The organism is Ancylobacter mangrovi, from assembly GCF_024752355.1.
Classification (GTDB): domain Bacteria; phylum Pseudomonadota; class Alphaproteobacteria; order Rhizobiales; family Xanthobacteraceae; genus Ancylobacter; species Ancylobacter mangrovi.
On sequence record NZ_JANTHZ010000001.1, the window covers coordinates 215,584 to 240,741 of the forward strand.

The following is a 25,158-nucleotide window of genomic DNA, read 5'->3' on the forward strand; positions in this document are numbered from 1 at the left end:
CGGCGCTATTCGGGCGGCGGCGAAGCGGCGGGGGCCGTGCCCTGCGCTCCTGCCGGCGGGGCCGTGCTGGGATCGGGCGCAAGTCCGTAGGCCGAATTGGCCGGCTGCGGCGGGGCGGCGTTGTAGTCGACGCCGGGAACGCCCTCCGGGAACACCGGGACGCGCGTACCCGGCAGCTTCTTCTCCTTCTCGGCGAAGGGGTTCAGCTTGTCGAGCGATTCGCAGCCGGCGACGGTGAGCGCCGTGGAGCCAACGAGGGCGACCAGCAGCAGCCGGCGCAGAAGCTGCCGGGAAGAAGTCGAAGCCATACCCGCCTCCTACTGCACGGCCGGCGCGGGCGCGCCCGGCGTTTCGCTCGCCGCCGCGCTCGGAGCCCGCGCGGCCGCCGGCGTCGAGGTAGCCGCTGGCGCCTCGGCGGTGCCGGCCGAAGCGGCCGCGAGCGTGCGCATCAGGTCCGCCCGCTGGTGCAGCCCCGGCGGGGTCTGCGCATCGTTGAGGATCTTGGTGAAGGTGGCCTCGGCGCCCTTGTAGTCGCCGGCCTTGTACTGGGCGAGGCCGATCAGCTCGCGCGCCGAATGGCGGAAGGAGTCGTCCGGCGTGTCGAGCGTGCCCATCCGGCTCTGGATCTCCGACAGCGGCGCGGTGTCGACGAGCAGCGCCGCCGCGCGCACGCGCGCCATGTCGCGCATCAGGAAGGGGATGCCGTCATCGGATGCGAGGGCGTCGAAATCGGCCACCGCCTTCGCCTGGTCGGTGGCGGCGAGCTCGGTAGCGGCGCGGAAGCGCGCCAGCGTGCGGTAGCCGGCCGTGCCGTCCTTCTCGATCGCGGTGAAGGCGGCCTCGGCCTCCTGGTGCTTGCCCTCGGTGCCGAGCTTGAGCGCCGCCTCGAAGCGGGCACCCACGGCCTCCTCCTGCTGGAGCTTCCACCATTCATAGGTGCGCCAGCCGGCGACGCCGAGAACGATCAGCACCGCCAGGGCGATGATGTAGATGCCGAACCGGTTCCAGAGTCGGCTGAACCGTTCGCGACGAATGTCCTCGTCGATCTCGTGGAAGATGTCAGCCATGTCGTGTCCGTGGGCAAAGCATCGAGAAAGCCGGCGCGGCCGCGCCGTGGACGGCAGACCAGCTTGGGAAAAGGCCGCGTAAACTAGCGATGCGGCTTCAACAAGGCAAATCGGGTTACCACCCTGCGCATCGCGCCTTCCGGCGCTCTGCGAAGGGCTTCCGATGCCCCGCGCTCACGCCTTCTTCGGGGCGTAGGTGTGCTCCTCGGCCGGGAAGCTGCGGGCGCGCACCTCGCTGGCATAGGCCTCCACCGCCTCGCCGATCGCGGGGCCGATATTGGCGAACTTCTTGACGAAGCGCGGCACCCGGTCGGACAGGCCGAGCATGTCCTCGAGCACCAGGATCTGCCCGTCGCAGGCAGACGAGCCGCCGATGCCGATGGTCGGCGCCGCCACTTCCTGCGTGATCTGCCGGGCCAGCGGCTCGGAGATCGCCTCCAGCACGATGGCGAAGGCCCCCGCCTCGGAGATCGCGCGGGCGTCGTCGAGGATGATGGCGGCGCTCTCGTCGTCGCGCCCGAGCGCGCGGAACGAGCCGAGCGTGTTGATCGACTGGGGCGTCAGGCCGACATGGCCCATCACCGGCACGCCGCGATCGGCGAGGAAGCGCACCGTCTCGGCCATGCGCCGGCCGCCCTCGAGCTTGATCGCGCCGGCGCCGGTCTCCTTCAGCACCCGCGAGGCGGTGGCGAAGGCCTGCTGCGGCGAGCCCTCATAGGAGCCGAACGGCAGGTCGACCACCACCAGCGCGCGCTTCGAGCCGCGCATCACCGCCTGCCCCTGCAGGATCATCATCTCGACCGTGACGGGGATCGTGGTCTCCAGCCCGTGCATGACGTTGCCCAGCGAATCGCCGACCAGCATGAAGTCCACATGCGGGTCGATGAGGCGCGCCGTATGGGCGTGGTAGGCGGTGAGCGAGACGATCGGCTCGCCGCCCTTCCTCGCGCGGATATCCGGAGCGGTGAGCCGGCGGACAGCGGACTGGACGGACATGGCGGACGTTTTCCTCTTATTCTTCTTGGGCTTGCTCAGCCCATGACAGGCACCCCGACGATGTGGGGGTGGAACCAGAATGCGAGGGCCGCATAAAGCACGACACCGCCGGCGACCGCAATGATGTCCCCGGTCCAGCCGGCGGGGGCGACCGGCAGCGGGTCGCCGCGCCGCTTGGCGCTGATCCGCATCATCACCGCCCAGGCGAGGATCACCACCGCGAGCGTCACCGTCGCCGCGTCGCCATTGGCCAGAAGATGCGCCAGCGCCCAGGTCTTCACCGCGACGAGGAAGGGGAATTTCAGCATCGCCTTGAGGCGGCTCGGCACGAACTGCGCCACCGCGGCGATCGAGGCCAGCAGCATCAGCAGCAGCGCGACGTGCCGCAGCCCGACCGGCGGCGTGTAGAGCTGCGCCGGCCCGGCCGCGCGCCACTCGCCATAGCCGTAGGCGATCATCAGGACGCTGACCAGGGCGAGGATGCCGTGGATCGCCTGATACGGCACCTTGCCGAGCTGGCCGATCGCCGCCGCGCGCAGCGACCGGCGGGCGGAGAACAGGTGGATGGCGACAAACAGCACAAGGCCGGCCAGCATCAGGATCATGACATCGCTCCCAGATGGATTCGGCGCGACGCTAGATCGTTTCCAATCAGCGCGCCATGCGCCTCTCGGCCACGCGCCAGGCGCCTTTGGCCTCTCCAGGCCGGAGGTAGGCCCGGAAGGAAGGGAAACAGCGCGGCGACATAAACCATAGGCTGCATAGGGGCTCCCTCTTCGCCTCCACGTGTGCGACATTTCGTGAAACGGAGGGTAAAGGGGTATGAGGCGCATGTTCGCCGCGCTGGCTCTGCTCGTCGTGACCGCGCTTCCGGTTCCCGCGCTCGCGCAGGCGGTGGTCGCCCGTATCGACCTGTCGTCGCAGCGCATGGAGGTGTGGGTCGACGGCTGGCGCGAATATGTGTGGTCCGTCTCCACCGCGCGCCGGGGCTATCGCACGCCGGTCGGCACCTTCCGTCCCCAGCGCATGTACCGGCGCTACTTCTCGCGCAAATACTACAATTCGCCGATGCCCTACTCGATCTTCTTCCATGGCGGCTACGCGATCCACGGGACGAACGATCTGCGGCGCCTCGGCCGGCCGGCCTCGCACGGGTGCATACGGCTGCGTCCCGGAAATGCCGCGACCCTGTACTCGCTCGTCAACAGCTATGGCCGCAACAACACGTCTATTGTAATCACCCGGTAGTTCAGGCTGTCGCCTGCGTCTGCGTTCCCATCGTCCTCCAACCCGCGACCTCGCAGCTTAGATGCGCGGAGCTCCCGAGATGCTGCTCGACTACGTCACGCTTCTGACCGCCGTCGGCATCTCCGCCGCCTGCCTTTCGATCATGGTGTTCCTCGCCTGGCTGATGGCGCCGCGCGACGCGTTCCTGCTCACCGTCTCGCTGGGCGGGGCGATGTGCGGGCTCGGCCTGCTGCTCTACGGGTTCTACGTCGCCAATCTCCAGCCGATCGTCGCGACGTCCGCCTTTTCCGTCATCTATTGCGGCCTCGCCATGCTGGTCGGCGCCGGCCACCAGTTCCGTACCGACCGGCTGCCGCGCTGGATGGTGGCCAGGCACGCGATCGCCGCCAACGTCATCGGTCTGCCGATGCTCGCGGCCGGCTATACCGGACTCGGCTTCGTCCCGATCAACCTGATGGTGACCTTCCTGCTGCTCGCGGTGATCGTGCAGTACTGGAAGGCCCGGCGGCAGGCCCCGGTGATCATCACCAGCCTGTGCATACTCTACGGGCTGATCGCGGCCAGCTTCCTGCTCTGCGCGTTGGCCATCCTGCGGGACGGGCGCACCGTGCTGCCCGGCGCGCCGGGCAACTGGGCGGAGGACCTGTCGCTGCTCGTGCTGATCGCGGTCGTGCCGGGCATCGGCGCGCTGACGCTGGCGCTCACCCAGGCGCGGCAGGTGCGCCGCCATCGCCAGGACGCGATGACCGATTCACTCACCGGGCTGCTCAACCGGCGCGCCCTGTTCGACATGTTCGGCCTGCGTCCGCTGCCGCGCGAGACCGCCGTCATCGTGTTCGACATCGACCGCTTCAAGAGCATCAACGACCGTCACGGCCATGCCGTGGGTGATCGCGTCATCGCCCTGTTCGCGGCGGCGCTGGAGATGCATCTCGCCGATGGCGGAGCGGCGGCGCGGCTCGGCGGCGAGGAGTTCGCCCTCGTGGTGCCCGCGACCACGGCCGAGGGCTCGCTGCACACCGCCGAAGCCGTGCGCGAGAGCTTCCAGCGTCTGGTGAACCAGCTCGGCCTCGACGGGATGGGCGGCACGGCGAGCGCAGGCATCGCCTTCGGCATGACCCATGGCGCCGCGTTCGAGACCGTGCTCAGCGCGGCCGACAAGGCGCTCTATGCGGCGAAGAACGCCGGCCGCGACTGCGTGATGTCCGCCGAGCCGCAGATCGCCAGCCAGACCCGCTCCAAGCTCGGCTGACCCGAGGCGGCGGGAGCCGAGGCGGCGGGAGCCGAGGGCGGCTGCTAGGCCGCCTTCTTCACGTCCTTGACGTCGGTGAACACGATGCCCGGCCAGCGGTCGCCGGTATAGCCGATCATGAAGGCCGACGGGCTGAGGAAGACGAGGTCGCCGTCGAGATCGTCGGCGGTCGACAGGCGGTTGGCGGCGGCGAACTCCTCGAGCTTCTTCCCGTCCTCGCAGGAGACCCAGCGCGCGAGCTGGAATTCGGAGGTGTCGAAGCCGACATCGAGCCCGTATTCGGCATCGAGGCGGTTCTTCAGCACGTCGAGCTGCAGCGGGCCGACCACGCCGACCAGCGCCGGCGAGCCGTCGGTCGGGCGGAACACCTGGACCACGCCTTCCTCCGCCATCTCCTGCAGCGCCTGCCTGAGCTTCTTCGCCTTCATGGCGTCGGAAAGCTTCACGCGGCGCAGGATTTCCGGCGCGAAGCTCGGCACGCCAACGAAGTTGATCTCCTCGCCCTCGGTCAGCGTGTCGCCGATGCGCAGGTTCCCGTGGTTGGGAATGCCCACCACGTCGCCGGCATAGGCCTCCTCGGCAAGTTGGCGGTCCTGCGCGAAGAAGAACTGCGGCGTCGCGAGGCTCATCGGCTTGCCGGTGCGCACCAGCTTCGCCTTCATGCCGCGGGTCAGCTTGCCCGAGCACAGGCGCGCGAACGCCATGCGGTCGCGGTGGTTCGGGTCCATGTTCGCCTGGATCTTGAAGACGAAGGCGGTCATCCGGCCCTCCTCCGCCTCCACCCGGCGCTTGTCGGCATCCTGCGCGCGCGGCGGCGGGGCGAAGCGGCCGAGGCCTTCCAGCAGGTCGCCGACGCCGAAATTGCGCAGCGCCGAGCCGAAATAGACCGGGGTGAGATGGCCCTCGAGGAAGGAATCGAGGTCGAACGAGTTGCAACCCTCGCGCACCAGCGTCAGTTCGTCATCGAGCGCGCCGGCGTCGAGCGTGACGTTCAGCGCGGCGATCTCGGCCGGCGACATCTTGCGCAGCGGTCCGGTCTTGCCCTCGTCGCCGTCGAGCAGGCGCACGCCGCCGGTGGCGACGTCCACCGTGCCGACGAAGTCGCGCCCGCGCCCCACCGGCCAGGTCATCGGCGTGGTGTCGAGCGCCAGCGTCTTCTCGATCTCATCGAGGATCTCGAACGGATCGCGGCTCTCGCGGTCCATCTTGTTGATGAAGGTGATGATCGGAATGTCGCGCAGCCGGCACACTTCCAGCAGCTTGCGGGTGCGGGACTCGATGCCCTTGGCTGCGTCGATCACCATCACCGCCGCGTCGACCGCGGTCAGCGTGCGGTAGGTGTCCTCCGAGAAGTCCTCATGGCCCGGCGTGTCGAGCAGGTTGAAGACGTGCCCCTCGAACTCGAAGGTCATCACCGAGGTGGCGACCGAGATGCCGCGCTCGCGCTCGATCGCCATCCAGTCCGAGCGGGTGGAGCGGCGGTCGCGCTTGGCGCGCACATGGCCGGCGAGCTGGATCGCGCCGCCGAACAGCAGCAGCTTCTCGGTCAGCGTCGTCTTGCCCGCGTCCGGGTGCGATATGATCGCGAAGGTGCGCCGGCGCGCGACTTCGAGCGCGATGGGCGAAGCGGCCGAATTGGAGGCGGCGGAAGTCGAGATGGCGTTCATGGCGCGGGATGTGGCAGGGAAGGCGCGCCGGATCAAGGGGTGGCGCGTTCGGCGCGGCCATGCAATCGCGTAGGATGGCGTGCCCGGCAGCGCGATCGGTCACCGGGCGGGACGTTCCATGTGGAGGAAAAGCATATGTATGGTCTGATCGGCCGCATGGTTGCCGTCGCCGGCCGGCGGGAGGAACTGCTCGACATCCTGCTCAGCCAGATCTCCGACATGCCGGGCTGCCGGAGCTACGTCATCGCCCGCGATCCCGCGCATGAGGACGGCATCTGGATCAGCGAGGTCTGGGACAGCGCGGAAAGCCACAAGGCCTCGCTCGCGCTTCCCGCCGTGCAGGCAACCATCACGAAGGCGCGCCCGCTCATCGCCGGCTTCGACAACCGGCACGAGACCGAGCCGCTGGGCGGCGTCGGCCTTTAGGTTCGCCGGCTCAGCCGAACTGCTTCTCGTAGATCTCCGGCTTGAAGCCGACCAGCACGGCGCCATTCGCCTCCAGCACCGGCCGCTTGATCAGCGAGGGCTGCGCCTGCATCAGCGCGAAGGCCTTCGCCTGGTCGATATCCGCCTTCTCCGCGTCGGAGAGCTTGCGGAAGGTGGTGCCGGCCCGGTTGAACAGCACTTCCCAGCCGACCTTGCCGGCCCATGCGTTCAGATGGGCGGCGTCGATGCCCGCAGCTTTGTAGTCGTGGAAGCCGTAGGCGACGCCGTGCGCGTCGAGCCAGGCCCGCGCCTTCTTCATCGTGTCGCAGTTCTTGATGCCGTAGATGGTGACTGCCACGCCCGTTTCCCTCAGCCCTGCCCGACGATCCGCGCCACGGCGCGCTTCGTCATAACTCCCGCGAGATGGGCGCGATAGGCACCGGAGCCGTGGATGTCGGCGATCATCGCATCGCCGTCGAGCGCGAGGCCCTCCAGCGCGCGCGGGGTGAAATCGCCGGCGAGCGCCGCCTCGGCCTCGCTCCAGCGGAACACGCCCTCCTGCCCGGCGCCGGTGATGGCGACACGGACCGCACCCTCCCCGCGCCAGACGAAGGAGCCGGCCATGGCGTAGCGCGAAGCCGGGTTGGGGAACTTCTCATAGGCCGCCGCACCGCCGACCGGGAAGGCGACCGACAGGATGATCTCGTCCGGCTCGAGCGCGGTCTCGAACAGGCCGAGGAAGAAGTCGCCCGCCGCGATCCGGCGCCGGTCGGTCACGATGGTGGCGGCGAGGCCGAGGCAGGCGGCCGGATAGTCGGCCGAGGGGTCGTTATTGGCGACCGAGCCGCCGATGGTGCCGCGATTGCGCACCGCCGGGTCGCCGATCAGCTCGGCGAGCTCCGCCAGCGCCGGCAGCGCCTCGCGCACCAGGGGCGCGGCGGCGACGTCCGCATGGCGCGTCATGGCGCCGATCACGAGCGCGTCGCCCCCGCGCGACACGCCGGCCAGGCCCGGCACGCCGGCGAGGTCGACGAGGTCGCTCGGCCCGGCGAGGCGCTGCTTCAGCGTGGCGATGAGGGTCTGGCCGCCGGCGAGAAGCTTCGCCTCCTCATTGGCGGCGACGAGGCCGCGCGCGGCGTCGAGGTCGGCAGGACGGTGATAGGTGAAGGGAAACATCGGTCGCTCCGCCCGTGCTCACTCGGCCGCGGCGGGCAGGGCCGCCATCGCCTGGGCGCCCGCCATGATGGCGAGCACGATATTGTGGTAGCCGGTGCAGCGGCAGATGTTGCCCTCGAGCTCGGCCCGCACGGTCGCCTCGTCGAGATCGGCGCCGTGGCGGCGCACGATGTCGATCCCGGCCATGATCATGCCCGGCGTGCAGAAGCCGCACTGCAGGCCGTGATGCTCGCGGAAGGCCTCCTGCATCGGATGCAGGTGCTCGCTGCTGCCGACGCCCTCGACCGTCGTGACCTCGGCCCCGTCGGCCTGCACGGCGAGCACCGAGCACGCCTTCACCGCCAGTCCGTCGAGATGGACCGTGCAGGCGCCGCACTGGCTGGTGTCGCAGCCCACATGGGTGCCGGTGAGGCGCAGATCGTCACGCAGCAGCTGCACCAGCAGCGTGCGCACGTCGATGGTCGCCGTGACCGGCGCGCCGTTTACGTTGAGTGTGATGGTCTGCATCGGCTTGCTCCCGGTCGCCCAATGCCTCGTTCTACTATTGCGCGGCGGCTTCGTCCGCCTCGGGCGCGGCCTGCGGGGCCACCGCCCGGCCGAAGGCGCCGAAGAACTCGCCGGCCAGCTTCTTGGCGGTGCTGTCGATCAGCCGCGCGCCGAGCTGGGCGATCTTGCCGCCCACCTTGGCCTGCGCCTCGTAGTTGAGGATCGTCGCCGCCTCCTCCTCGACCAGCCACACCTTCGCCCCGCCCTTGGCGAAGCCGGCGACGCCGCCCTGCCCCTCGCCGGTGATGACGCAGCCGCTGGGCGGCTCCAGCTCCGACAGCGTCACCGAGCCGGCGAAGGTCGCCTTCATCGGGCCGATCTTGAGCACCACCTTGGCGGTGAACTCGGTCGGCGAGGCCTGGGTGAGTTCCTGGCAGCCGGGGATGCACTGGCGCAGCACCTCGGGATCGTTCAGCGCGCGCCAGACCTCGTCGCGCGGCGCCTCGATGCGCTGTGAGCCGGTCAGATCCATGATTCCACCCGATCCTTTCTGATCATTCGCCGGCATCTTCCGCCGGCGCAGCCGATGCCGCGAGCCCTGGTCCCGCCCACCGGCGCCAACCCGTTCTTACGCACCGGAAATTGTGGGCCCTTCCCCACATACCGTCCGAGCCGGGGCGGCGCGGGATGCAGCAACGCGCGTGCCAAGCATGACACCACCTGACTTTGCGCCCTCTCCGACCCCCGCGGACGTAGGGAAAGCCGAATGAATGCTTGTATGTCAGGCGTCTCGTGCATAAAATTCACTCAGCCCTAAGTCTCAATCAGTATTGAGCAAAAAGGGGGCATTGGTATGGTCACATAGCACACCATACCTGCCGCAAGTAAACGACGTTCGGCGAGGTTACGGCGGGCGCACCTTCCAAGAAGCCCCTCAACCTGCGGGGGTAACGGTCACAACTGTTCCAGAACAGGGGAAACTGACATGTCCAGACAGGGTTTCTTCCGCTCGGCGCGGCTCGCCTTGATGGCGGGCGGCCTCGCGACGGGAATTTTTGCCTCGGTCCCCGCCGGGGCCCAGGACGCCGACACCATCAAGATCGGCGCGCCGCTCGCGCTCACCGGCGGCCTGGCCGACGAGGGCAAGAAGCAGGACATCGTGTGGAAGATGTGGGTCGAGAAGGTCAATGACGCCGGCGGCTTGCAGGTCGGCGACAAGAAGATGAAGGTCGAGCTGATCGAGTACGACTACCAGTCGGAAGGCCAGCGCGCCGCCCAGCTCGCCGAGAAGCTGATCACCGACGACAAGGTGCAGTTCCTGTTCGCTCCGTTCGGCTCGGGCCACACCAAGATCGTAGCGGGCGTGGGCGAGCGCTACCAGGTGCCGACCATCGCCTGCGTCGCCTCCTCCGAATCCGTCTTCGACCAGAGCTTCTCGCACCTGTTCGGCACGCTCTCGCCCAATGGCGGCATGACCACCGCCATGGTGAAGTTCTTCAAGCAGAAGTTTCCGGACACCAAGACCATCGCCGTGCTCGGGCGTGACGACGTGTTCCCCAAGTCGATGGCCGAGGGCATCGCCAAGGCGGCCGAGGATGGCGGGCTGAAGGTCGTCTACAAGGAGCTCTATCCGGTCGGCACCATGGACCACGCCGCCGCGCTCTCCTCGATCAAGGCGGCCAAGCCGGACTGGATCTACGTCACCGGCTACACGCAGGACCTCATCCTCGCGCGCAAGCAGATGCAGGACCTCGGCGTGACCGCGCCGATCGTCACCATGGTGACGGGCCCCTCCTACAAGGAGTTCACCGAGGGCCTCGGCCCGCTCGCCAACGGCGTGACCTCGTCGAGCTGGTGGCACTACGCCACGAGCTACAAGGGCCAGGGCGTGTGGCCGACCACCGCCGACTTCTACAGCGACTTCAAGGCCAAGACCGGCGGCGACCCGGACTACGTGCACGGTTCCTGCGCCGCCGCCGGCGAGGTGATCGCCGACGCGCTGAAGCGGGCCGGCACGCTCGACAAGGCGAAGGTGCGCGACGCCATCGCCGCCACCGACATCCAGACCTTCTACGGCCCGATCAAGTTCGGCCCGAACGGCATGAACCTCGTGCGCGAGCTGCCGATCATCCAGGTGCAGGACGAGGCCATCAAGGTGCTCGCCCCGGCGGACATCAAGAACGCCGACATGATCGCGATGCCCAAGTGAGCATCTCCTCCGCTTCGTGAAACGGCGCCGGGTGCCGCCCGCGGCATCCGGCCCGCCTTGTTCAGGGAGGGGCTCGTGCGCCCTCCCCCCCCCGCAGCCGGCCGTCATGCGCCGGGACCGGCGACGCCCGGACCCGGCGAGCCCTGAAGCCGAAACGCAAGTGACCCGATGGCCATCTACCTGCAAACCATCGCCAACGGCCTGATGCTGGGCGCGCTCTATGCGTGCCTGGCGGTCGGCTTCTCGCTGGTCTGGGGCGTGTTGAACGTGATCAACATGCTGCACGGCTCGTTCATCATCCTCGGCGGCTACCTCACCTATTTCGCCTGGCACTATTACGGCATCCATCCCATCGTGATGCTGCCCGTGGTCGCCCTGCTCATGTTCGCCCTCGGCTTCGTCCTGCAGCGCGGCGCGATCAACCGCGTCGTCAGCGCGCCGGTGCTGACAACACTGACGCTGACCTTCGGGCTGGACATGATCCTCTACAACCTCATGACCTACTGGTTCACCGCCACGCCGCGGCGCATCACGCTCGATCTCGGCGCGGCGAACCTCGGCCCGGTGGTGCTGCCGGTGGACCGGCTGCTCGGCACCGGGCTGGCGCTGCTGCTGACCTTCCTGCTCTACGCGGTGATGCGTGGCTCCAACATCGGGCGCGCCATCGTCGCGGTGCGCATGGACCGCACCGCCGCCGAGCTGATGGGCATCCGCACCGACCGCATCTACGCCATCACCTTCGGCATCGGCACGCTGATGGCGGGCGCCGCCGGCGTGGTGTTCGCGCTGGTGTTTCCGATCACCACCAACGTCTCCGGCACCTGGCTCGGCAAGGCTTTCGTGGTCTGCGTCGTCGGCGGGCTGGGCTCTGTGCCCGGCGCGCTGGTGGGCGGGCTGGTGCTCGGCCTTGTGGAGAGCTTCGCGGGGTTCTGGTTCGGGCCGCAGAACGCCATCACCGCCGGCTTCGTGCTGATGCTGGTGCTGCTGCTGACCCGCCCCACCGGGCTCATGGGCGTGAAGGGCTACGAATGAAACCGCTCGCGCAATATGCCGCCATCATCGTCGGCCTCGTCCTGCTCGGCACCACACCGCTCTATGCCGACAACTACATCCTGCGCACCGCGGCGACGGTGGCGATGTACGGGGCGCTCGCCACATCCTGGAACTTCATCGGCGGCTTCACCGGCTATCCGTCCTTCTCCACCGCCGCCTTCTTCGGCCTCGGGGCCTATGTCGGCACGATCTGCCAGCGCAACGGCATTCCGATGGGCGTCGCCTGGACGATCGCCACCGTCAGCGTCGCCGCCTTCGCCGCGCTGCTGGGCGGCATCATCCTGCGCCTGCGCGGGCATTACTTCGCCATCGGCTCCATCGCCATCGTCGAATTGTGCCGGCTCATCGTCTCCTCCTGGTCCGATCTCACCGGCGGCGGCGACGGGCTCAACGTGCCGCTGATCCATGCGAGCCCGGACGCGGTGACGCGGCTGTTCCTGTTCGTGATGCTGGGCATCCTCGCCGCCAGCCTCGTGGTGACCATCATCGTCGACCGCTCCCGGCTCGGCTTCGGCCTGCGCTGCATCCACCAGAACGAGGATGCCGCCGCCATGGTCGGCATCAACACCACCGCCTACAAGATCGCCGCCTACACGCTCTCCGCCGTGTTCTGTGCCACGGTCGGGGCCGCCTACGCCTCCTGGACCGGCTATATCGACCCGACCGACTCGTTCCAGATCGTGATGACGGTGAAGGTCGCGGTGATGGCGATCCTCGGCGGGGCCGGCACGGTGGTCGGCCCGGCGCTCGGCGCAGCCGCCTTCGTGCTGCTCGAGGAGGTGTTCTGGGCCAACTTCATCGACTGGAACCGCGCCATTCTCGGCGTCGTCATCGTGCTGCTGATCTTCTTCCTGCCCGGCGGCCTTCTGAGCCTGCGCGCGCGCCTGCGCCGCGCGTCGGGAGGTGCCGCATGAGCCGCGAGCCGATCCTGCGCCTCGAAGGCGTCTCCAAGACCTTCGGCGGCCTCAAGGCGCTGACCGATGTCTCCTTCTCGCTCGACGAGGGCGAGGTGGTCGGTCTCATCGGGCCAAACGGAGCCGGCAAGACCACGCTGGTGAACGTCGTCACCGGAAATCTGCGCCGCTCCTCGGGGCGCGTCCTGTTCGAGAGCGAGGACGTCGGCACCCAGAAACCCTATGAGGCGGCGCGGCGCGGACTGGCGCGCACCTTCCAGATCGTCCAGCCCTTCCCGGCCATGACGGTGCTGGAGAACGTCACCGCCGGCGCGCTGTTCGGCGGCGGCGCGGACTCGCTCGCCGACGCGCGCGACAAGGCGCGCGAGAGCCTGGAATTCGTCGGCCTCGCCGGCTTCGCCGACCGGCCGGCGGCCAATCTCGCCCTCGCCGCCCGCAAGCGGCTGGAGCTCGCCAAGAGCCTCGCCATGAACCCCAAGGTGCTGATGCTCGACGAGGTGAATGCCGGGCTCAACTCCTCGGAGATCGACGGCGCGCTGAATCTGATCCGCCAGATCGCCGATCGCGGCGTAACGGTGCTGATCATCGAGCACCTGATGAAGGTGGTGCTCTCGCTCTCGAAGCGCCTGCTCGTGCTCCATCACGGCCAGCTCATCGCCGACGGGCCGAGCGCCGAGATCGTCGCCGACGAGCGCGTCGTCGAGGCCTATCTCGGGCAGAAATTCGCAGCACGGCTCAAGGAGATGCACCATGGCTGACCCGATGCTGTCGCTCGAGGGCGTCACCGCCGGCTATGGCCAGATCCAGGTGCTGTGGGGCATGGACCTCGTGGTGCATCCGGGCGAGGTGGTCGCGCTCGTCGGCTCCAACGGCGCGGGCAAGAGCACGCTGCTGCGCACCATCTCCGGCCTGCTGCGCCCGAATGCGGGCACCATCAGCTTCGAGGGCGCCGAGATCGGCGGCGCCAAGCCGGACGCGGTGCTGAAGGCTGGCATCGCCCATGTGCCGGAAGGCCGGCGCCTGTTCCGCGGCCTCACCGTGCGTGACAATCTCATGCTCGGCGCCTATCTGCGCGCGGACCGGGAGGCGATCGCCCGCGACCTCGAAACGGTGTTCGACCTGTTTCCCATCCTGCGCGAGCGCCAGCGGCAGGACGCGACCACGCTTTCTGGCGGCGAACAGCAGATGTGCGCGGTCGGTCGCGGGATCATGTCGCGCCCGCGCCTGCTGATGATCGACGAGCTCTCGCTCGGCCTGTCGCCGCGCATGGTGGAGCATCTGGGCGAGGCGCTGGCGGCACTGAACAAGGCCGGGCAGACCATCCTGCTGGTGGAGCAGGACGTGATGACCGCCTTCGACCTCTCGCACCGGGCCTATATCATCGAGAACGGGCGGGTCGCGCGCGGTGGCGCCTCGGCCGAGCTCGCCCGGGACCCGACGGTCAGCGAGGCCTACCTGTCGATTTAAGACCGCTTTTATGAATAAGAATTTGCACAAGTGGTTCTATCATTAGTATCATAGAAAATCGCTGACGCGTCCCGCACCGCCCGCTGTCCGGAAAGCTGCCTGCATGAATCCGTTCGACCTGCCCATCCACGTCGCCGACGAAGGCGTCCACGCGCGCACCGTCGCGCATCTGCGCGAGCGCGGCATCGTGCTGCCGACCTTCGCCCAGCTCGCCGCGCCGCAGACCATTCCGGCCGGCACGCGGGCGATGGCCGATGCGGCCGACAAGGACGCCCCGGACCCGCGCAACCTGTTCGGCGTGCACTGGTTCAACAATGCGATGACGGTGAGCGGGCAGACGGTTCCTTCCTTCATCGAGCTGCCGAGCTCGGTCACGGGCGTTGCCGCGCGCATCGTGGTGATGCAGGGCCGCCACTTCCCGATGATCCACGCCCACAAGGTGCTGGCGGCCTATGCCTGCCTCGCCCCGCGCCTCGTGACCGGCATGTTCGACCCGACCCGCCACCGCGCGGTGTGGCCCTCCACCGGCAATTACTGCCGCGGCGGCGTCGCCATCTCGCGCATCCTCGGCTGCCGGGGCGTGGCGGTGCTGCCGGGCGGCATGAGCGCGGAGCGCTTCAACTGGCTGGAGAAGTGGGTCACCGACCCGGCGGACATCGTGCGCACGCCCGGCACCGAGTCCAACGTGAAGGAGATCTACGACGCCTGCGCCGAGATGGCGAAGGACGAGGCCAACTTCATCCTCAACCAGTTCTCCGAGTTCCCGAACTACCTCGCCCATTACGCCATGACCGGCGCGGCCGCGGGCACGCTGTTCGAGGCGCTGGCGCAGACCGCCCCGGGGCTGCGGCTCGCCGCCTTCGTCGCCGGCACCGGCTCGGCCGGCACGCTCGGCGCGGGCGACCGGCTGAAGGAGGCCTATGGGGCGCGCATCGTCGCCATGGAGCCGGTGGAATGCCCCACCCTGCTCTATAACGGCTTCGGCGAGCACAACATCCAGGGCATCGGCGACAAGCACGTCCCGCTGATCCACAACGTCACCAACACCGACATCGTCGCCGGCGTGTCGGACGCGGCGACGGACGACCTCGCGCTGCTGTTCGGCTCCGAGGCCGGGCGCAGCTACCTCGCCGGCCGGCGCGGCATCGACGCCGCCACCATCGAGGGTCTCGCCCAGCTCGGCCTGTCCGGCATCGGCAACGTGCTGGCCGCGATCAAGACCGCGCGCCGGCTCGACCTCGACGAGAACGACGTCGTCATGACCGTCGCCACCGACGGCGCGGCACTCTACGAGAGCGAGCGGGCCGAGCATCTCGGCCGCAAGGGCAATGTCTACGACCAGGTCGATGCCGGCGAGGCGTTCGGCCAGCACCTGCTCGGCGCGGGCGCGGACCATGTGCTGGAGCTCGACCACCGCGACCGCCAGCGCGTGTTCAACCTCGGCTACTACACCTGGGTCGAGCAGCAGGGCATCTCGGTCGAGGACTTCGACCGCCGCCGCCGCCAGGAGTTCTGGCGCGGGCTGCGCGACAGCCTGCCGATCTTCGACGAACTGATCGTCCGCATGAACCGCGATGTCGGCATCGCGCAGGCGGCGTGAGGAGACGCGCGTGACCCCCTTGGCCTATTCGGACCTCCGCCAGCGTACCCGCGAACGCGACCGCAGCCTGCGCGAGAAGGTGATGTCGCTCGAAGAAGCGGCGAAGCTGGTGAGCGACGGCGACCACCTCGCCGTCGGCGGCTGCACCGCCTCGCGCACCCCGTTCGCGATGATCTGGGCGCTGGTGCGGGCGAGCAAGCGCGACCTCACCGTGTCGCGCTCCATCATGTCGACCGAAGGCGACATCTTCTACGCCTCGGGGCTCTCCACCCACCTCATCACGAGCTGGTTCAGCCAGGGCATCGTGTGGGGCGTGTCGAAGGTGATGCGCGCCTACACCGAGAGCAAGCGCGCGCGCTTCGAGGAATGGAGCCACATGGCGATGGGCCTGCGCTACCGCGCGGGCGCGATGGGCGTGCCGTTCCTGCCGATGCGCTCCATGCTCGGCTCGGACGTGCTCGGCATGGTGAGCGGCGACGGCGAAGGGCCGGCCGACGCCTCCTTCGCCGCGGCGAAGACCATGGAATGCCCCTTCACCGGCGAGACGCTGCTGGCGGTGCCCGCGCTCAACCCGGATGTCGCCATCATCCACGTCCAGCGCTGCGACGCCTATGGCAACGCCCAGCTCGACGGGCTGACCTTCATGGACATCGACATCGCGATGGCCGCCAACCGGGTGATCCTCACCACCGAGCGCGTGGTCTCAAACGAGCAGATCCGCCGGCACCCGGACCAGACCAAGATCGGCTTCTTCACCGTCGACGCGGTGGTCGAGGTGCCGTTCGGCTGCGCGCCGCACGAGTGCTACGGCCTCTACGAGCCGTTCTATAGCCACATGGACATGTATGCCGAGATGACCGCCCGCGACCCGGAGGCGGGCGCGCGCGCCTATCTCGAGCGTTTCTATCACGAGCCGAAGGACTGGGCCGACTACCTCAGCCGCATCGGTATGGCCGAGCTGCTGGACGCACAGCGCCGCGGGAGTGGCATCTATGACGATTGAAGCGACACGCATGAGCCTCGCCGGCACCCTCGCTCCGCAGGACTACACCGCGTCGGAGCTGCTGGGCGTGATGAGCGCGCGCCTGCTGAAGGACGGCCAGACCGTGTTCGCCGGCGTCGGCATTCCCCTGCTCGCCGCCATCCTGGCGCAGAAGACCCATGCGCCGGGCCTGACCATCCTGTTCGAGGGCGGGGTGATCGGCCCGTTCGTGGAGGCCGGCAAGCTGCCGCCCTCCACCAATGAGCAGCGCTGCACCCGGCGCGCCAACATGCTGGTGTCGATCACCGAGGTGCTGCTGATGCTGCAGCGCGGCTATGTCGATGTCGGCTTCATGGGCGGGGCGCAGATCGACCGCTACGGCAACCTCAACTCCTCCTACATCGGCGACGCGCGCAACCCGAAGATCCGCCTGCCGGGCACGGGCGGGGGCAACGACATCGCCAGCCTCGCCGACATGATCGTCGCCATGAAGCACGAGAAGCGCCGCTTCGTGGAGAAGGTCGACTTCATCACCAGCCCGGGCTTCATCAATGGCGGGCAGACCCGCGCCGCGGCCGGACTGCCGGCGGGCGGCATGTTCCGCGTGGTGACGGATCTCGGCATCCTCGGCTTCGATGCCGAGACCCGGCAGATGATGGTGGTCGCGCTCCACCCCGGCGTCACGGCGGCGGACATCAAGGCGAATACCGGCTTCGAGCTGCCGGTGCCGGCAGACGTGACGACCACCGAGCCCCCGACCCCGGAGGAGCTCGCCATCCTGCGCGAGCTCGACCCCGAGCAGCTCTACACGGCCTGAACGGCCATCCTTAACGTGCAGCGGAGACGATCATGAGTGCCCCGGCCTACGGCGTGGCGATGCGCAACTTCACCCGTTTTCCCGAAATGCCGGACGCGGGAGCGCTGATCGACTACGGCGTGCGGATGGAAGATCTCGGCTTCGAGTCGCTCTGGGTCTGGGACCATATCCTGCTCGGCACCGACCCGAACTTCCCCATCATCGACTCGCTGTCGCTGCTCACCGCGGTCGCCGCCCGCACCAAGACCATCAAGATCGGCACCGGCGTGCTGGTGCTGCCGCTTCGCAACCCGGTGACGCTCGCCAAGCAGCTCTCCTCGATCGACCTGATCTCGAACGGGCGCCTCATGCTCGGCGCGGCGGTCGGCTGGTACAAGCGCGAGTTCGACGCGGTCGGCATTCCCTATGAGCGCCGCGGCAAGATCATGGACCGCAACCTCGACATCCTGAAGAAGCTCTGGACCGAGGACAGCGTCACCGGCGAGTGGGACGAGCTGAACCTGCGCAACGCGGTGATGTTCCCCAAGCCGGTGCAGAAGCCGCACCCGCCAATCCTCATCGGCGGCTATGTCGACGTGGTGCTGAAGCGCGTCGCCAAGCGCGGCGATGGCTGGCTCACCTATTTCTACACGCCGGAAGGCTACAACGAGGCCTGGGCCAAGATCTCCGCCTATGCCGAGGAGGAAGGCCGCGACCCGGCCTCGCTCTACAGCCTCAACCAGCTCCCGATCTATGTCGGCCCGCGTGACGTCGGCGTGCCGAAGATGAATGAGTGGCTGAACGCGGAGTGGGACCTGTCCAAGGGCTCGCTCTCGACCTTCGACAGCGCCATCGTCGGCACCCCGGCCGAGTGCGCCGAGCAGATCGCCAGGCACATCGAGACCGGCGTGAAGAAGATCGTCTTCGTGCCGTGGCGCTACGAGAAGGAGCAGGTCGACCTGCTCGCCCACGAGGTGCTGCCGCTGCTGCGCAAGTGAGCGGCGCGACCACCGCGAGACGTCAGGACGCCGGCCGCAAGGCCGGCGTTTTTCGTTCCGGGAACAGTTCACGCGGCGCGCCGGGCGCGCGGGCGGAAACCCTGCGGCATCCCGCTGCCGTTTACCGTGCGGACGGATGTTACGCCCCGGCGGGCCATTACGGCTCGACTCCCGCGCCTCTGCCGTTACCGTAGAACCGCCGGGAAGCTACGCCCCTTCAGGAGAACAGCCGTGAAACTGCCTTCCATCGCCGCTCTGGCGCTCGTCAGCCTCGCCGTCGCGGGTTGCGTCACCGAGACCGAGAACAAGGAAAACATGCTGTCCGCCGCGGGCTTCCAGGTACGCATGGCCGACACGCCGACCAAGGTGGCCTCGCTCAAGTCGCTGCCCCCGCACCAGTTCATCGTGCAGAACAAGGACGGCCAGCCGGTGTACATCTACGCCGACCCGACCGTGTGCGGCTGCATCTATTACGGCAACCAGTCGAACTTCCAGTCCTACCAGCAGATGGTGTTCCAGCAGCAGATCGTCAGCCAGGAACAGATGACGGCGATGATCAACCAGCAGGCCGCCTTCGACTTCGGCGCCTGGGGCCCGATGGTCGTGCCGGTGGACGTCTACTGACATCGGCCTGAGCCATCCTGCCCGGCCGCCGGCCGCTCGGGTGGCGGCCGGTGTCCGGCTTCAGCCCCGCCGCGCGGCGAGGCTGCCGACCTTCGCGAACTTGCCCGCCGCCGGCTCCACGCGCGGGGTCAGCGCCGCCGCCGCATAGGAGCGCTGCTTCTGCCGCGAGGGTGCCTCGGCGTAGAGCGTGGTGCGCTGGCGGGCGAGCCGGCCGGCGACACGGATCGCCGCCTCCATGCGGTCGGGCGGGAATTCCTGCCCGTGGGCACCGCCTGCGGCGCGGCTGATCGATTCGTCCATCAGCGTGCCGCCGATGTCGTTCGCGCCCGCGCGCAGCGCCGCGACGATGCCGCCCTCCCCGAGCTTCACCCAGCTTGCCTGCACGTTCGGGATCAGCGGGTGGAGCGCCAGCCGCCCGACGGCGTGCATCAGCAGCGCCTCGCGCCGGCTCGGCCCCTGCCGCGTGCCGCCCTTCAGATAGAGCGGCGCCTCCATGTGCAGGAAGGGCAGCGGCACCAGCTCGGTGATGCCGCCGGTCTCGGCCTGCAGGTGGCGCAGGCGCAGCAGGTGCCGCGCCCAGTGCCGGTAATGGTCGACATGGCCGAACATGATGGTGGAAGTGGTCTTCAGCCCGACCCGGTGCGCGGCGCCGACCGTCTCCAGCCATTCGGCCGTGTTCAGCTTGTCCGGGCAGATGATCGCGCGCACCTCGTCGTCGAGGATCTCCGCCGCCGTGCCGGGCAACGTGCCAAGACCCGCCTCCTTCAGCCGCAGCAGGAACTCGGGCACCGGAAGGCCCAGCGTCGCCGCCCCGTGCCGCACCTCCAGCGCGGAGAAGGCGTGGACGTGCATATCGGGCACCGCCGCCTTCACCGCGCGGATGATGGCGAGGTAGGTCTCGCCGGAGAAGTCCGGGTGGATGCCTCCCTGCATGCACACCTCGGTCGCCCCGCGCTCCCACGCCTCCAGCGCGCGGCGCTGGATCTCGCCGAGATCGAGCTCATAAGGCTTGCCGCGCAGGTGCTCGTTCTGCCGGCCCTTGGAGAAGGCGCAGAAGCCGCAGCGATAGGCGCAGACATTGGTGTAGTTGATGTTGCGGGTGACGACGTAGGACACCGTCTCGCCCACCGTCTCCCGCCGCAGCGCGTCCGCCGCAGCGCAGACGCGGCTGGCCTCGTCGCCACGCGCCTCGAACAGGCGGACGATCTCGGCCTCGGACAGCTCGTGCCCGTCGAACGCCTTGTCGAACAGCCGGTCGAGCCGACCGCCCTCGCCCGCGATCGCCGGGCTCACCGGCCATTCGACCACCGTGTCGTCGAAATCCTCGCCCGCGCCGACCCGCCAGCCGCTCTCATGGGCGAGCCCACCCGCATCCGCCCGGCGCAGAACATGGGGTGCCACCGCCTTGTCGAGCCAGCGCGGCGCGTCGTGGAGATAGGCCGGGTAGACCGCGAGGCGCGGCGCCAGCACCTTGCCGGCCCTTGCGGTCGCGTTGGCGAGCGCGGCGAGCGCGGGCCAGGGTGCCTCCGGGTTCACATGGTCGGGCGTGACCGGCGAGACGCCGCCCCAATCGTTGATGCCGGCGTCGATCAGCGCCTTCAGCCCCTCCGGCTGGAGGTTGGGCGGCGCCTGCAGCGAAATGTCGGTGCCGAGGATCAGCCGCGCGACGGCGACGGTCCACAGATGGTCGTCCAGCGTCGGCTCCGGCGCGTTCGCCATCCGGGTCCCGGCCTTGGCGCGGAAGTTCTGGATGATGACTTCCTGCACATGGCCGTGACGCTCATGGCTGTCGCGGATAGCGAGCAGCGCCTCGATCCGCTCGGCGCGGGTCTCGCCGATGCCGATCAGCAGGCCGGTGGTGAAGGGCACGCCGGCCCGTCCCGCCGCCTCCAGCGTCTCGAGCCGCGCCGCGGGCGCCTTGTCGGGCGAGCCGAAATGCGGGCCGCCGCGCGCGGAAAGGCGCGCGGAAGTGGTCTCGATCATCATGCCCTGCGAGGCGGAGACGGCGCGCAGCCGGCGCAGGTCGTCCTCGCCCATCACCCCGGCATTGAGATGGGGCAGCAGGCCGGTCTCCTTCATGACCAGCGCGGCCATGGCGGCGAGGTAGTCGAGCGTCGAGGCGTAGCCCAGCGCCTCCAGTTCCTCGCGCACCACCCGGTAGCGCAGCTCCGGCTTGTCGCCGAGCGTGAACAGCGCCTCGTCGCAGCCGACCCCCGCGCCGGCGCGGGCGATGTCGAGCACCTCGTCCGGCGTCAGCAAGGCGCGCTGCCCTTTCCGGGGCGGATGGGCGAAGGTGCAGTAGTGGCAGACGTCGCGACAGAGCTGGGTGAGCGGGATGAACACCTTGCGCGACACGGTGACGGCGGCGCCGAAGGCCGCGTCGCGCCGCGCCGCCGCCTCGCGCATGAGGGCGGGCAGGTCGTCCCGACCCGCCAGCTCGGTATCGGCCAGCGCCATGGCCTCGGCGGCCTCGAGCCGCCTGCCGGCCGGCACCTCATCCCGCCGCATCGGCCTCAGCCCTTCATCATCTCGGGAAGCGTCACCAGCTCGACGCCGGCGTCGCGCAGCGCCTTGCAGCAGGCCTCGGCCACCGCGATGGCGGTCGGCTCGTCGCCATGGATGCACAGCGAGTCGAACTTGGTCGGCATCTTCTTGCCGTTGACCGAGATGATCTCGCCGTCGAGCACCATGCGAACGGTGCGCTCGGCGGCGACCTTCGGGTCGCGGATCATGGCGTCGGCATTGGTGCGCAGGCGCAGATTGCCGTCATCCTCGTAGAGGCGGTCGATGAAGGCCTCGCGCGCCAGCGGCAGGTCGAGGTCCAGCGCCGCCTTCTCCATCTCCGTGCCCGCCAGGGCGAGATAATAGAGCGAGGGGTCGACCGTCTTGATCGCGCGGCCGATGGCGAGCGCGTAGTCCTTGTCGATGGCGCACATGTTGTTCAGCGCGCCGTGCGGCTTCACATGCGTGACCTTCACCCCCGCATAGGCCGCCATGCCGGCGAGCGCGCCGAGCTGGTAGGCGACGAGGTATTCGAGGTCGTTCGGGTTCATGCGGATCTGCCGGCGGCCGAAGCCCCACACGTCGTTGAAGCCGGGATGGGCGCCGACCGAGACGCCGCGCTCCTTCGACTTCAGGCAGACCTCGCGCATCACGCCCGGATCACCACCATGCTGGCCGCAGGCGACGTTGACGCTCTGCACCAGATGCAGGATCGCGTCGTCATTGCCGATGTTGTAGTGCCCGTAGCCCTCGCCCATATCGGCGTTGATGTTCATGCGCACTGCCACGGGCCTTCTCCTTCTGACTGAATGGGTTCGATATTAACACATTAAATAATAATGGAATTCAAGCTCAAACATACTAACATTAGTACGATTGCCGCAACGGCCGGTTCCGGGGCGGCCGACGGGCGTTGCCACGGGGAGGAAGCATGGGCGAACCGCACGAGCGGGCGGACGGGCGCATCGGCGCGCTGGCGCGCTTCCTGCCGGTAGGCGACACCGCCTTCGCGGTGGAGTTCGGCGCGCGCATCGCGCCCAATATCAATGCCCACGTCCATCGCGCCGCCGCCGTGCTCGCCGAAGCGGCGCCGGCCGGGCTGGTCGAGACCGTGCCGACCTTCCGCTCGCTGCTGGTGCATTACGACCCGACCCTGACCAGCGCCGCCGCGCTGCAGGACATCGTCGGCGCGCTCGACCTCGGCGAGGCGACGCATGGCGCGCTGGCGCGAATCTGGCGGATCCCGGTGCTCTATGGCGGCGAGGCCGGCCCCGATCTCGACGACGTCGCCGGCGTCACCGGCCTCTCGCCGGAGGAGGTGGTCGTCCGCCATGCCGGCGAGGTCTACCGCGTCTATGTCCAAGGCTTCCTGCCCGGCTTCGCCTATATGGGCGACCTGGTGCCCGAGCTCGACCTGCCGCGCCTCTCGACCCCGCGCGTGCGGGTGCCGCCGGGCTCGGTCGCCATCGCCCAGCGCATGACCGGCATCTACCCCGTCGCCTCGCCGGGCGGCTGGCGGCTGCTCGGCAACACGCCGGTGCGCCTGTTCGACCCCTCGCACAGCCCGCCGACGCTGTTCGCGCCCGGGGACGGGGTGCGCTTCGTCCCGGTCGACGCGGACACCCACGCGGACGTGTGCCGTCAGGTCGCCGACAGCGCCTATCTGCCCGACTGCGAGGTGCCGGCATGAGCGCGCGCCTGCATGTCACCCAGCCCGGCCCGCAGATGACGGTGCAGGACCGCGGCCGCATCGGCTTCCAGGCGTTCGGCGTGCCGGTGTGCGGCGCGCTCGACATGGTCGCACTGCGGCTCGCCAATGCGCTGGTCGGCAACGCGCCGGATGCGGCCGCGCTGGAGTGCCGGCTGGCCGGGCCGGCCTTCACCGTGGAAGGCGGGCCGGCACGCCTCGCGCTGGCCGGCGCGAGCGCGACCATCGAGGTCACGACCGAGGGCGACACGCAGCGCTTCCCCGCGTGGCGGGCGGTCGACGTGCCGGCCGGCGCGCGGGTGCGCATCGGCGCGCTGGGCGGCAGCGGCTGCGCGGTGCTCGCAGTCGCGGGCGGGATCGACGTGCCGCTCGTGCTTGGCTCGCGCGCCACCGACCTGAAGGGCGGCTTCGGCGGGCTGGAGGGGCGCCCCGTCGCGCCGGGCGACGTGCTGCCGCTCGGCCCGGCGCCGGCGGCGGGGCCGCCGCTCGAACTGCCGCGCCCGCCCGCCCTCGCCCCGGAGGGGCCGCTGCGGGTGGTGCTGGGCCCGCAGGCCGACGCCTTCACCGAGGACGGCCTCGCCACCTTCCTCGGCACGCCCTACCGAGTCTCGCGCGAGGCGGACCGAATGGGCATGCGGCTCGAGGGCGCGCCGCTCGCCTTCCGGGAGAGCGCCGACATCGTCTCGGACGGCATTGCCGGCGGCTCGATCCAGGTGCCGGGCTCGGGCCTGCCGATCGTGCTGCTGGCGGACCACCAGACCATCGGCGGCTACGCCAAGATCGCCACGCTCATCTCCGCCGACCTGCCCGCCGCCGGGCGCCTGCTGCCGGGCGCCGAGCTGCGCTTCGCCGCGGTGTCGGTCGCCGAGGCGGAGGAGGCGCGGCGCCGGCTCGAAACCGAGATCGGCCGCCTGCTCGCCTCGCTCACGCCGGTACGGGAGGGTGCGCGCATCGATGAAGCGGCCCTGTTCGGCGAGAATCTCATCTCCGGCGTTGTATCCGCCTTCGAAAGCGAGTAACGGCGCCGAGCGCCGGATAGGATTGCATGATACTGAAGATAGGACGACCTGACTGATTCCGGCGCCAATGCAAGGCCGCCCTGGGAAACGACACTGCCGATGCTCAAGGATTCCGCGGCCGCTCTGGCCAATCCCGACTACCGCCGCAGCCCGGTGCCGCGCTATCTGCAGATCGCGGGCGTCATCCGCCGCCGGATCGAAGACGGCGTGTGGAAGCCGAACGAGAAGATCTCCACGCTGCAGGAGCTCGAGGCGGAGTTCCGGGTCGCCCGAGTCACCGTCCGGCAGGCGGTCGAGGTGCTGCAGAGCGAGGGGCTGGTACGCCGCATCCAGGGCAAGGGCACCTTCGTCTCCGGCTCGGTCGAGGAGAAGCGCTGGCTCAAGCTGGACCTGAAATGGCACTCGCTGGCGGGCACGATCGGCGCCAACGTGCCGCGCTTCCTGCCGGTGACGACCAACCCGCCCCCGCCGCCGATCCGCCCCGAGGACGGCACCCCGGCCCCGCACTACCGCTATCTGGAGAGCGTGCAGTCGCGGCGCGGCCAGCCCTATTCCTTCGCCAAGGTCTATTTCGACGAGCGCATCTACGCGCTCGCGCCCGAGCGCTTCGACCGCGAGCCGACCATCAGCGTCATCGCCACGCTGGACGGCCTCAAGGTGAAGCGGGCGCAGCAGAGCTTCATCGTCGGCACGGTGGAGCCGCGCGTCGCCAACCTGCTCGCCACCGGCATCGGCTTCCCGACTGTCGAGGCGCATCTCGTGGTCGAGGACGAGAACGACGTCGTGGTCTATGTCGCCGATATCATCTATCGCGGCGACTGCGTGCAGCTCGACGTCGACCTGCTGCGTTGACGCGGGAAAAACGAGACGGAACAGGCGCTTGCGGCCTGTTCCGCACAAGGTGATTCATTCACCCCGCCGGCTTCGCGGCGCCGGCCCTTCCGTGCGGCCCCTCTTGCCGATCCGAT

The 25,158-nt window shown here is 69.1% G+C and carries 27 protein-coding genes; 16 read left to right on the forward strand and 11 right to left on the reverse strand.

Annotation, left to right across the window (positions count from 1 at the left end; genetic code table 11):
• Positions 1 to 5: 5 nt before the first annotated feature.
• The 4 genes from NVS89_RS00955 to NVS89_RS00970 all read right to left on the reverse strand — a co-directional run bounded on the left by NVS89_RS00955 (position 6) and on the right by NVS89_RS00970 (position 2,668).
• On the reverse strand, positions 6 to 308 hold the full coding sequence (locus tag NVS89_RS00955; protein WP_258730599.1) for a hypothetical protein: 303 nt from the start codon (positions 306 to 308) through the stop codon (positions 6 to 8).
• Between the two features lie 9 nt (positions 309 to 317).
• Positions 318 to 1,067, reverse strand: coding sequence for a tetratricopeptide repeat protein (locus tag NVS89_RS00960; RefSeq protein WP_258730600.1), 750 nt, complete (start codon positions 1,065 to 1,067; stop codon positions 318 to 320).
• A 174-nt stretch (positions 1,068 to 1,241) separates the two neighbouring features.
• The gene (gene panB, locus NVS89_RS00965; protein WP_258730601.1) at positions 1,242 to 2,063 is read right to left on the reverse strand and encodes a 3-methyl-2-oxobutanoate hydroxymethyltransferase; all 822 of its coding nucleotides are present in this window, start codon (positions 2,061 to 2,063) and stop codon (positions 1,242 to 1,244) included.
• Between the two features lie 35 nt (positions 2,064 to 2,098).
• Positions 2,099 to 2,668 (reverse strand): NnrU family protein, encoded by a 570-nt coding sequence (locus tag NVS89_RS00970; RefSeq protein ID WP_258730602.1) that lies wholly within the window; start codon positions 2,666 to 2,668, stop codon positions 2,099 to 2,101.
• Positions 2,669 to 2,885: 217 nt separating this feature from the next.
• Between NVS89_RS00970 and NVS89_RS00975 the strand changes: the two genes are divergently transcribed.
• Together NVS89_RS00975 and NVS89_RS00980 are read left to right on the forward strand one after the other, a co-directional pair.
• Complete coding sequence (locus tag NVS89_RS00975; protein WP_258730603.1) at positions 2,886 to 3,311, forward strand: L,D-transpeptidase; 426 nt, start codon at positions 2,886 to 2,888, stop codon at positions 3,309 to 3,311.
• A 61-nt stretch (positions 3,312 to 3,372) separates the two neighbouring features.
• The gene (locus NVS89_RS00980; RefSeq protein ID WP_258730604.1) at positions 3,373 to 4,563 is read left to right on the forward strand and encodes a GGDEF domain-containing protein; all 1,191 of its coding nucleotides are present in this window, start codon (positions 3,373 to 3,375) and stop codon (positions 4,561 to 4,563) included.
• Between the two features lie 44 nt (positions 4,564 to 4,607).
• Here NVS89_RS00980 and NVS89_RS00985 read toward each other — a convergent pair whose 3' ends face one another.
• Entirely contained in the window at positions 4,608 to 6,230 is a 1,623-nt protein-coding gene (locus NVS89_RS00985; RefSeq protein WP_258730605.1) for a peptide chain release factor 3, read from the reverse strand.
• Between the two features lie 135 nt (positions 6,231 to 6,365).
• Between NVS89_RS00985 and NVS89_RS00990 the strand changes: the two genes are divergently transcribed.
• Complete coding sequence (locus NVS89_RS00990) at positions 6,366 to 6,656, forward strand: putative quinol monooxygenase (RefSeq protein ID WP_258730606.1); 291 nt, start codon at positions 6,366 to 6,368, stop codon at positions 6,654 to 6,656.
• Positions 6,657 to 6,666: 10 nt separating this feature from the next.
• On the opposite strand, the gene NVS89_RS00995 is transcribed toward NVS89_RS00990, so the two are convergent.
• From NVS89_RS00995 to NVS89_RS01010, 4 genes are read right to left on the reverse strand one after another with little or no spacing between them, the layout of a single operon-like run.
• Complete coding sequence (locus NVS89_RS00995; protein ID WP_258730607.1) at positions 6,667 to 7,014, reverse strand: ArsC family reductase; 348 nt, start codon at positions 7,012 to 7,014, stop codon at positions 6,667 to 6,669.
• 11 nt (positions 7,015 to 7,025) lie between these two features.
• Entirely contained in the window at positions 7,026 to 7,832 is an 807-nt protein-coding gene (locus NVS89_RS01000) for an FAD binding domain-containing protein (RefSeq protein WP_258730608.1), read from the reverse strand.
• A gap of 18 nt (positions 7,833 to 7,850) precedes the next feature.
• A complete protein-coding gene (locus NVS89_RS01005) occupies positions 7,851 to 8,339 on the reverse strand; it encodes a (2Fe-2S)-binding protein (protein ID WP_258730609.1) in 489 nt (162 codons plus the stop codon).
• A 34-nt stretch (positions 8,340 to 8,373) separates the two neighbouring features.
• Entirely contained in the window at positions 8,374 to 8,850 is a 477-nt protein-coding gene (locus tag NVS89_RS01010) for an SRPBCC family protein (protein WP_258730610.1), read from the reverse strand.
• 453 nt (positions 8,851 to 9,303) lie between these two features.
• Here NVS89_RS01010 and NVS89_RS01015 point away from each other — a divergent pair, with 453 nt between their 5' ends.
• From NVS89_RS01015 to NVS89_RS01060, 10 genes are all read left to right on the forward strand, one after another.
• Positions 9,304 to 10,527, forward strand: a complete 1,224-nt coding sequence (locus tag NVS89_RS01015) for an amino acid ABC transporter substrate-binding protein (protein WP_258730611.1) — start codon at positions 9,304 to 9,306, stop codon at positions 10,525 to 10,527.
• Positions 10,528 to 10,695: 168 nt separating this feature from the next.
• Positions 10,696 to 11,559, forward strand: coding sequence for a branched-chain amino acid ABC transporter permease (locus NVS89_RS01020; protein ID WP_258730612.1), 864 nt, complete (start codon positions 10,696 to 10,698; stop codon positions 11,557 to 11,559).
• On the forward strand, positions 11,556 to 12,494 hold the full coding sequence (locus NVS89_RS01025; RefSeq protein ID WP_258730613.1) for a branched-chain amino acid ABC transporter permease: 939 nt from the start codon (positions 11,556 to 11,558) through the stop codon (positions 12,492 to 12,494). The genes NVS89_RS01020 and NVS89_RS01025 overlap by 4 nt, the downstream gene beginning before the upstream one ends.
• On the forward strand, positions 12,491 to 13,252 hold the full coding sequence (locus NVS89_RS01030; protein ID WP_258730614.1) for an ABC transporter ATP-binding protein: 762 nt from the start codon (positions 12,491 to 12,493) through the stop codon (positions 13,250 to 13,252). The genes NVS89_RS01025 and NVS89_RS01030 overlap by 4 nt, the downstream gene beginning before the upstream one ends.
• A complete protein-coding gene (locus tag NVS89_RS01035) occupies positions 13,245 to 13,961 on the forward strand; it encodes an ABC transporter ATP-binding protein (protein WP_258730615.1) in 717 nt (238 codons plus the stop codon). Before NVS89_RS01030 ends, NVS89_RS01035 begins: the two co-directional genes overlap by 8 nt.
• Positions 13,962 to 14,064: 103 nt before the next feature.
• Positions 14,065 to 15,561: a pyridoxal-phosphate dependent enzyme gene (locus NVS89_RS01040; protein WP_258730616.1), complete on the forward strand. Its 1,497-nt coding sequence runs from the start codon at positions 14,065 to 14,067 to the stop codon at positions 15,559 to 15,561.
• Positions 15,562 to 15,643: 82 nt separating this feature from the next.
• Positions 15,644 to 16,564 (forward strand): CoA transferase subunit A, encoded by a 921-nt coding sequence (locus tag NVS89_RS01045; RefSeq protein WP_374114518.1) that lies wholly within the window; start codon positions 15,644 to 15,646, stop codon positions 16,562 to 16,564.
• On the forward strand, positions 16,554 to 17,360 hold the full coding sequence (locus NVS89_RS01050) for a CoA-transferase subunit beta (RefSeq protein WP_258730618.1): 807 nt from the start codon (positions 16,554 to 16,556) through the stop codon (positions 17,358 to 17,360). The genes NVS89_RS01045 and NVS89_RS01050 overlap by 11 nt, the downstream gene beginning before the upstream one ends.
• Positions 17,361 to 17,392: 32 nt before the next feature.
• Positions 17,393 to 18,337: an LLM class flavin-dependent oxidoreductase gene (locus NVS89_RS01055; protein ID WP_258730619.1), complete on the forward strand. Its 945-nt coding sequence runs from the start codon at positions 17,393 to 17,395 to the stop codon at positions 18,335 to 18,337.
• Between the two features lie 231 nt (positions 18,338 to 18,568).
• Positions 18,569 to 18,961: a hypothetical protein gene (locus NVS89_RS01060; protein ID WP_258730620.1), complete on the forward strand. Its 393-nt coding sequence runs from the start codon at positions 18,569 to 18,571 to the stop codon at positions 18,959 to 18,961.
• A gap of 60 nt (positions 18,962 to 19,021) precedes the next feature.
• Here NVS89_RS01060 and cofH read toward each other — a convergent pair whose 3' ends face one another.
• Both cofH and NVS89_RS01070 read right to left on the reverse strand, forming a co-directional pair.
• The gene (cofH, locus tag NVS89_RS01065; RefSeq protein ID WP_258730621.1) at positions 19,022 to 21,469 is read right to left on the reverse strand and encodes a 5-amino-6-(D-ribitylamino)uracil--L-tyrosine 4-hydroxyphenyl transferase CofH; all 2,448 of its coding nucleotides are present in this window, start codon (positions 21,467 to 21,469) and stop codon (positions 19,022 to 19,024) included.
• Between the two features lie 5 nt (positions 21,470 to 21,474).
• A complete protein-coding gene (locus tag NVS89_RS01070; protein WP_258731489.1) occupies positions 21,475 to 22,239 on the reverse strand; it encodes a LamB/YcsF family protein in 765 nt (254 codons plus the stop codon).
• 155 nt (positions 22,240 to 22,394) lie between these two features.
• Here NVS89_RS01070 and pxpB point away from each other — a divergent pair, with 155 nt between their 5' ends.
• From pxpB to NVS89_RS01085, 3 genes are all read left to right on the forward strand, one after another.
• Entirely contained in the window at positions 22,395 to 23,153 is a 759-nt protein-coding gene (gene pxpB, locus NVS89_RS01075) for a 5-oxoprolinase subunit PxpB (protein ID WP_258730622.1), read from the forward strand.
• Positions 23,150 to 24,190 (forward strand): 5-oxoprolinase subunit C family protein, encoded by a 1,041-nt coding sequence (locus tag NVS89_RS01080; protein WP_258730623.1) that lies wholly within the window; start codon positions 23,150 to 23,152, stop codon positions 24,188 to 24,190. Before pxpB ends, NVS89_RS01080 begins: the two co-directional genes overlap by 4 nt.
• Before the next feature lie 99 nt (positions 24,191 to 24,289).
• Positions 24,290 to 25,042 carry a GntR family transcriptional regulator gene (locus NVS89_RS01085; RefSeq protein WP_258730625.1) on the forward strand — a complete coding sequence of 251 codons (753 nt, stop codon included), beginning with the start codon at positions 24,290 to 24,292 and terminating at the stop codon, positions 25,040 to 25,042.
• Positions 25,043 to 25,158 lie beyond the last annotated feature (116 nt).

Coding starts and splice junctions, on each gene's coding strand:
- NVS89_RS01050 (WP_258730618.1), top strand. CDS start 16,554: ATGACGATTGAAGCGACACGCATGAGCCTCGCCGGCACCCTCGCTCCG.
- NVS89_RS00990 (WP_258730606.1), top strand. CDS start 6,366: ATGTATGGTCTGATCGGCCGCATGGTTGCCGTCGCCGGCCGGCGGGAG.
- NVS89_RS01005 (WP_258730609.1), bottom strand. CDS start 8,339: ATGCAGACCATCACACTCAACGTAAACGGCGCGCCGGTCACGGCGACC.
- NVS89_RS01025 (WP_258730613.1), top strand. CDS start 11,556: ATGAAACCGCTCGCGCAATATGCCGCCATCATCGTCGGCCTCGTCCTG.
- NVS89_RS01055 (WP_258730619.1), top strand. CDS start 17,393: ATGAGTGCCCCGGCCTACGGCGTGGCGATGCGCAACTTCACCCGTTTT.
- NVS89_RS01020 (WP_258730612.1), top strand. CDS start 10,696: ATGGCCATCTACCTGCAAACCATCGCCAACGGCCTGATGCTGGGCGCG.
- NVS89_RS00975 (WP_258730603.1), top strand. CDS start 2,886: ATGAGGCGCATGTTCGCCGCGCTGGCTCTGCTCGTCGTGACCGCGCTT.
- NVS89_RS01010 (WP_258730610.1), bottom strand. CDS start 8,850: ATGGATCTGACCGGCTCACAGCGCATCGAGGCGCCGCGCGACGAGGTC.
- NVS89_RS01085 (WP_258730625.1), top strand. CDS start 24,290: ATGCTCAAGGATTCCGCGGCCGCTCTGGCCAATCCCGACTACCGCCGC.
- NVS89_RS00985 (WP_258730605.1), bottom strand. CDS start 6,230: ATGAACGCCATCTCGACTTCCGCCGCCTCCAATTCGGCCGCTTCGCCC.
- NVS89_RS00960 (WP_258730600.1), bottom strand. CDS start 1,067: ATGGCTGACATCTTCCACGAGATCGACGAGGACATTCGTCGCGAACGG.
- cofH (WP_258730621.1), bottom strand. CDS start 21,469: ATGCGGCGGGATGAGGTGCCGGCCGGCAGGCGGCTCGAGGCCGCCGAG.
- NVS89_RS01080 (WP_258730623.1), top strand. CDS start 23,150: ATGAGCGCGCGCCTGCATGTCACCCAGCCCGGCCCGCAGATGACGGTG.
- NVS89_RS01045 (WP_374114518.1), top strand. CDS start 15,644: ATGTCGCTCGAAGAAGCGGCGAAGCTGGTGAGCGACGGCGACCACCTC.
- NVS89_RS01035 (WP_258730615.1), top strand. CDS start 13,245: ATGGCTGACCCGATGCTGTCGCTCGAGGGCGTCACCGCCGGCTATGGC.
- NVS89_RS00980 (WP_258730604.1), top strand. CDS start 3,373: ATGCGCGGAGCTCCCGAGATGCTGCTCGACTACGTCACGCTTCTGACC.
- NVS89_RS01070 (WP_258731489.1), bottom strand. CDS start 22,239: ATGAACATCAACGCCGATATGGGCGAGGGCTACGGGCACTACAACATC.
- NVS89_RS00970 (WP_258730602.1), bottom strand. CDS start 2,668: ATGATCCTGATGCTGGCCGGCCTTGTGCTGTTTGTCGCCATCCACCTG.
- NVS89_RS00955 (WP_258730599.1), bottom strand. CDS start 308: ATGGCTTCGACTTCTTCCCGGCAGCTTCTGCGCCGGCTGCTGCTGGTC.
- NVS89_RS01015 (WP_258730611.1), top strand. CDS start 9,304: ATGTCCAGACAGGGTTTCTTCCGCTCGGCGCGGCTCGCCTTGATGGCG.
- NVS89_RS01040 (WP_258730616.1), top strand. CDS start 14,065: ATGAATCCGTTCGACCTGCCCATCCACGTCGCCGACGAAGGCGTCCAC.
- pxpB (WP_258730622.1), top strand. CDS start 22,395: ATGGGCGAACCGCACGAGCGGGCGGACGGGCGCATCGGCGCGCTGGCG.
- NVS89_RS01000 (WP_258730608.1), bottom strand. CDS start 7,832: ATGTTTCCCTTCACCTATCACCGTCCTGCCGACCTCGACGCCGCGCGC.
- panB (WP_258730601.1), bottom strand. CDS start 2,063: ATGTCCGTCCAGTCCGCTGTCCGCCGGCTCACCGCTCCGGATATCCGC.
- NVS89_RS01030 (WP_258730614.1), top strand. CDS start 12,491: ATGAGCCGCGAGCCGATCCTGCGCCTCGAAGGCGTCTCCAAGACCTTC.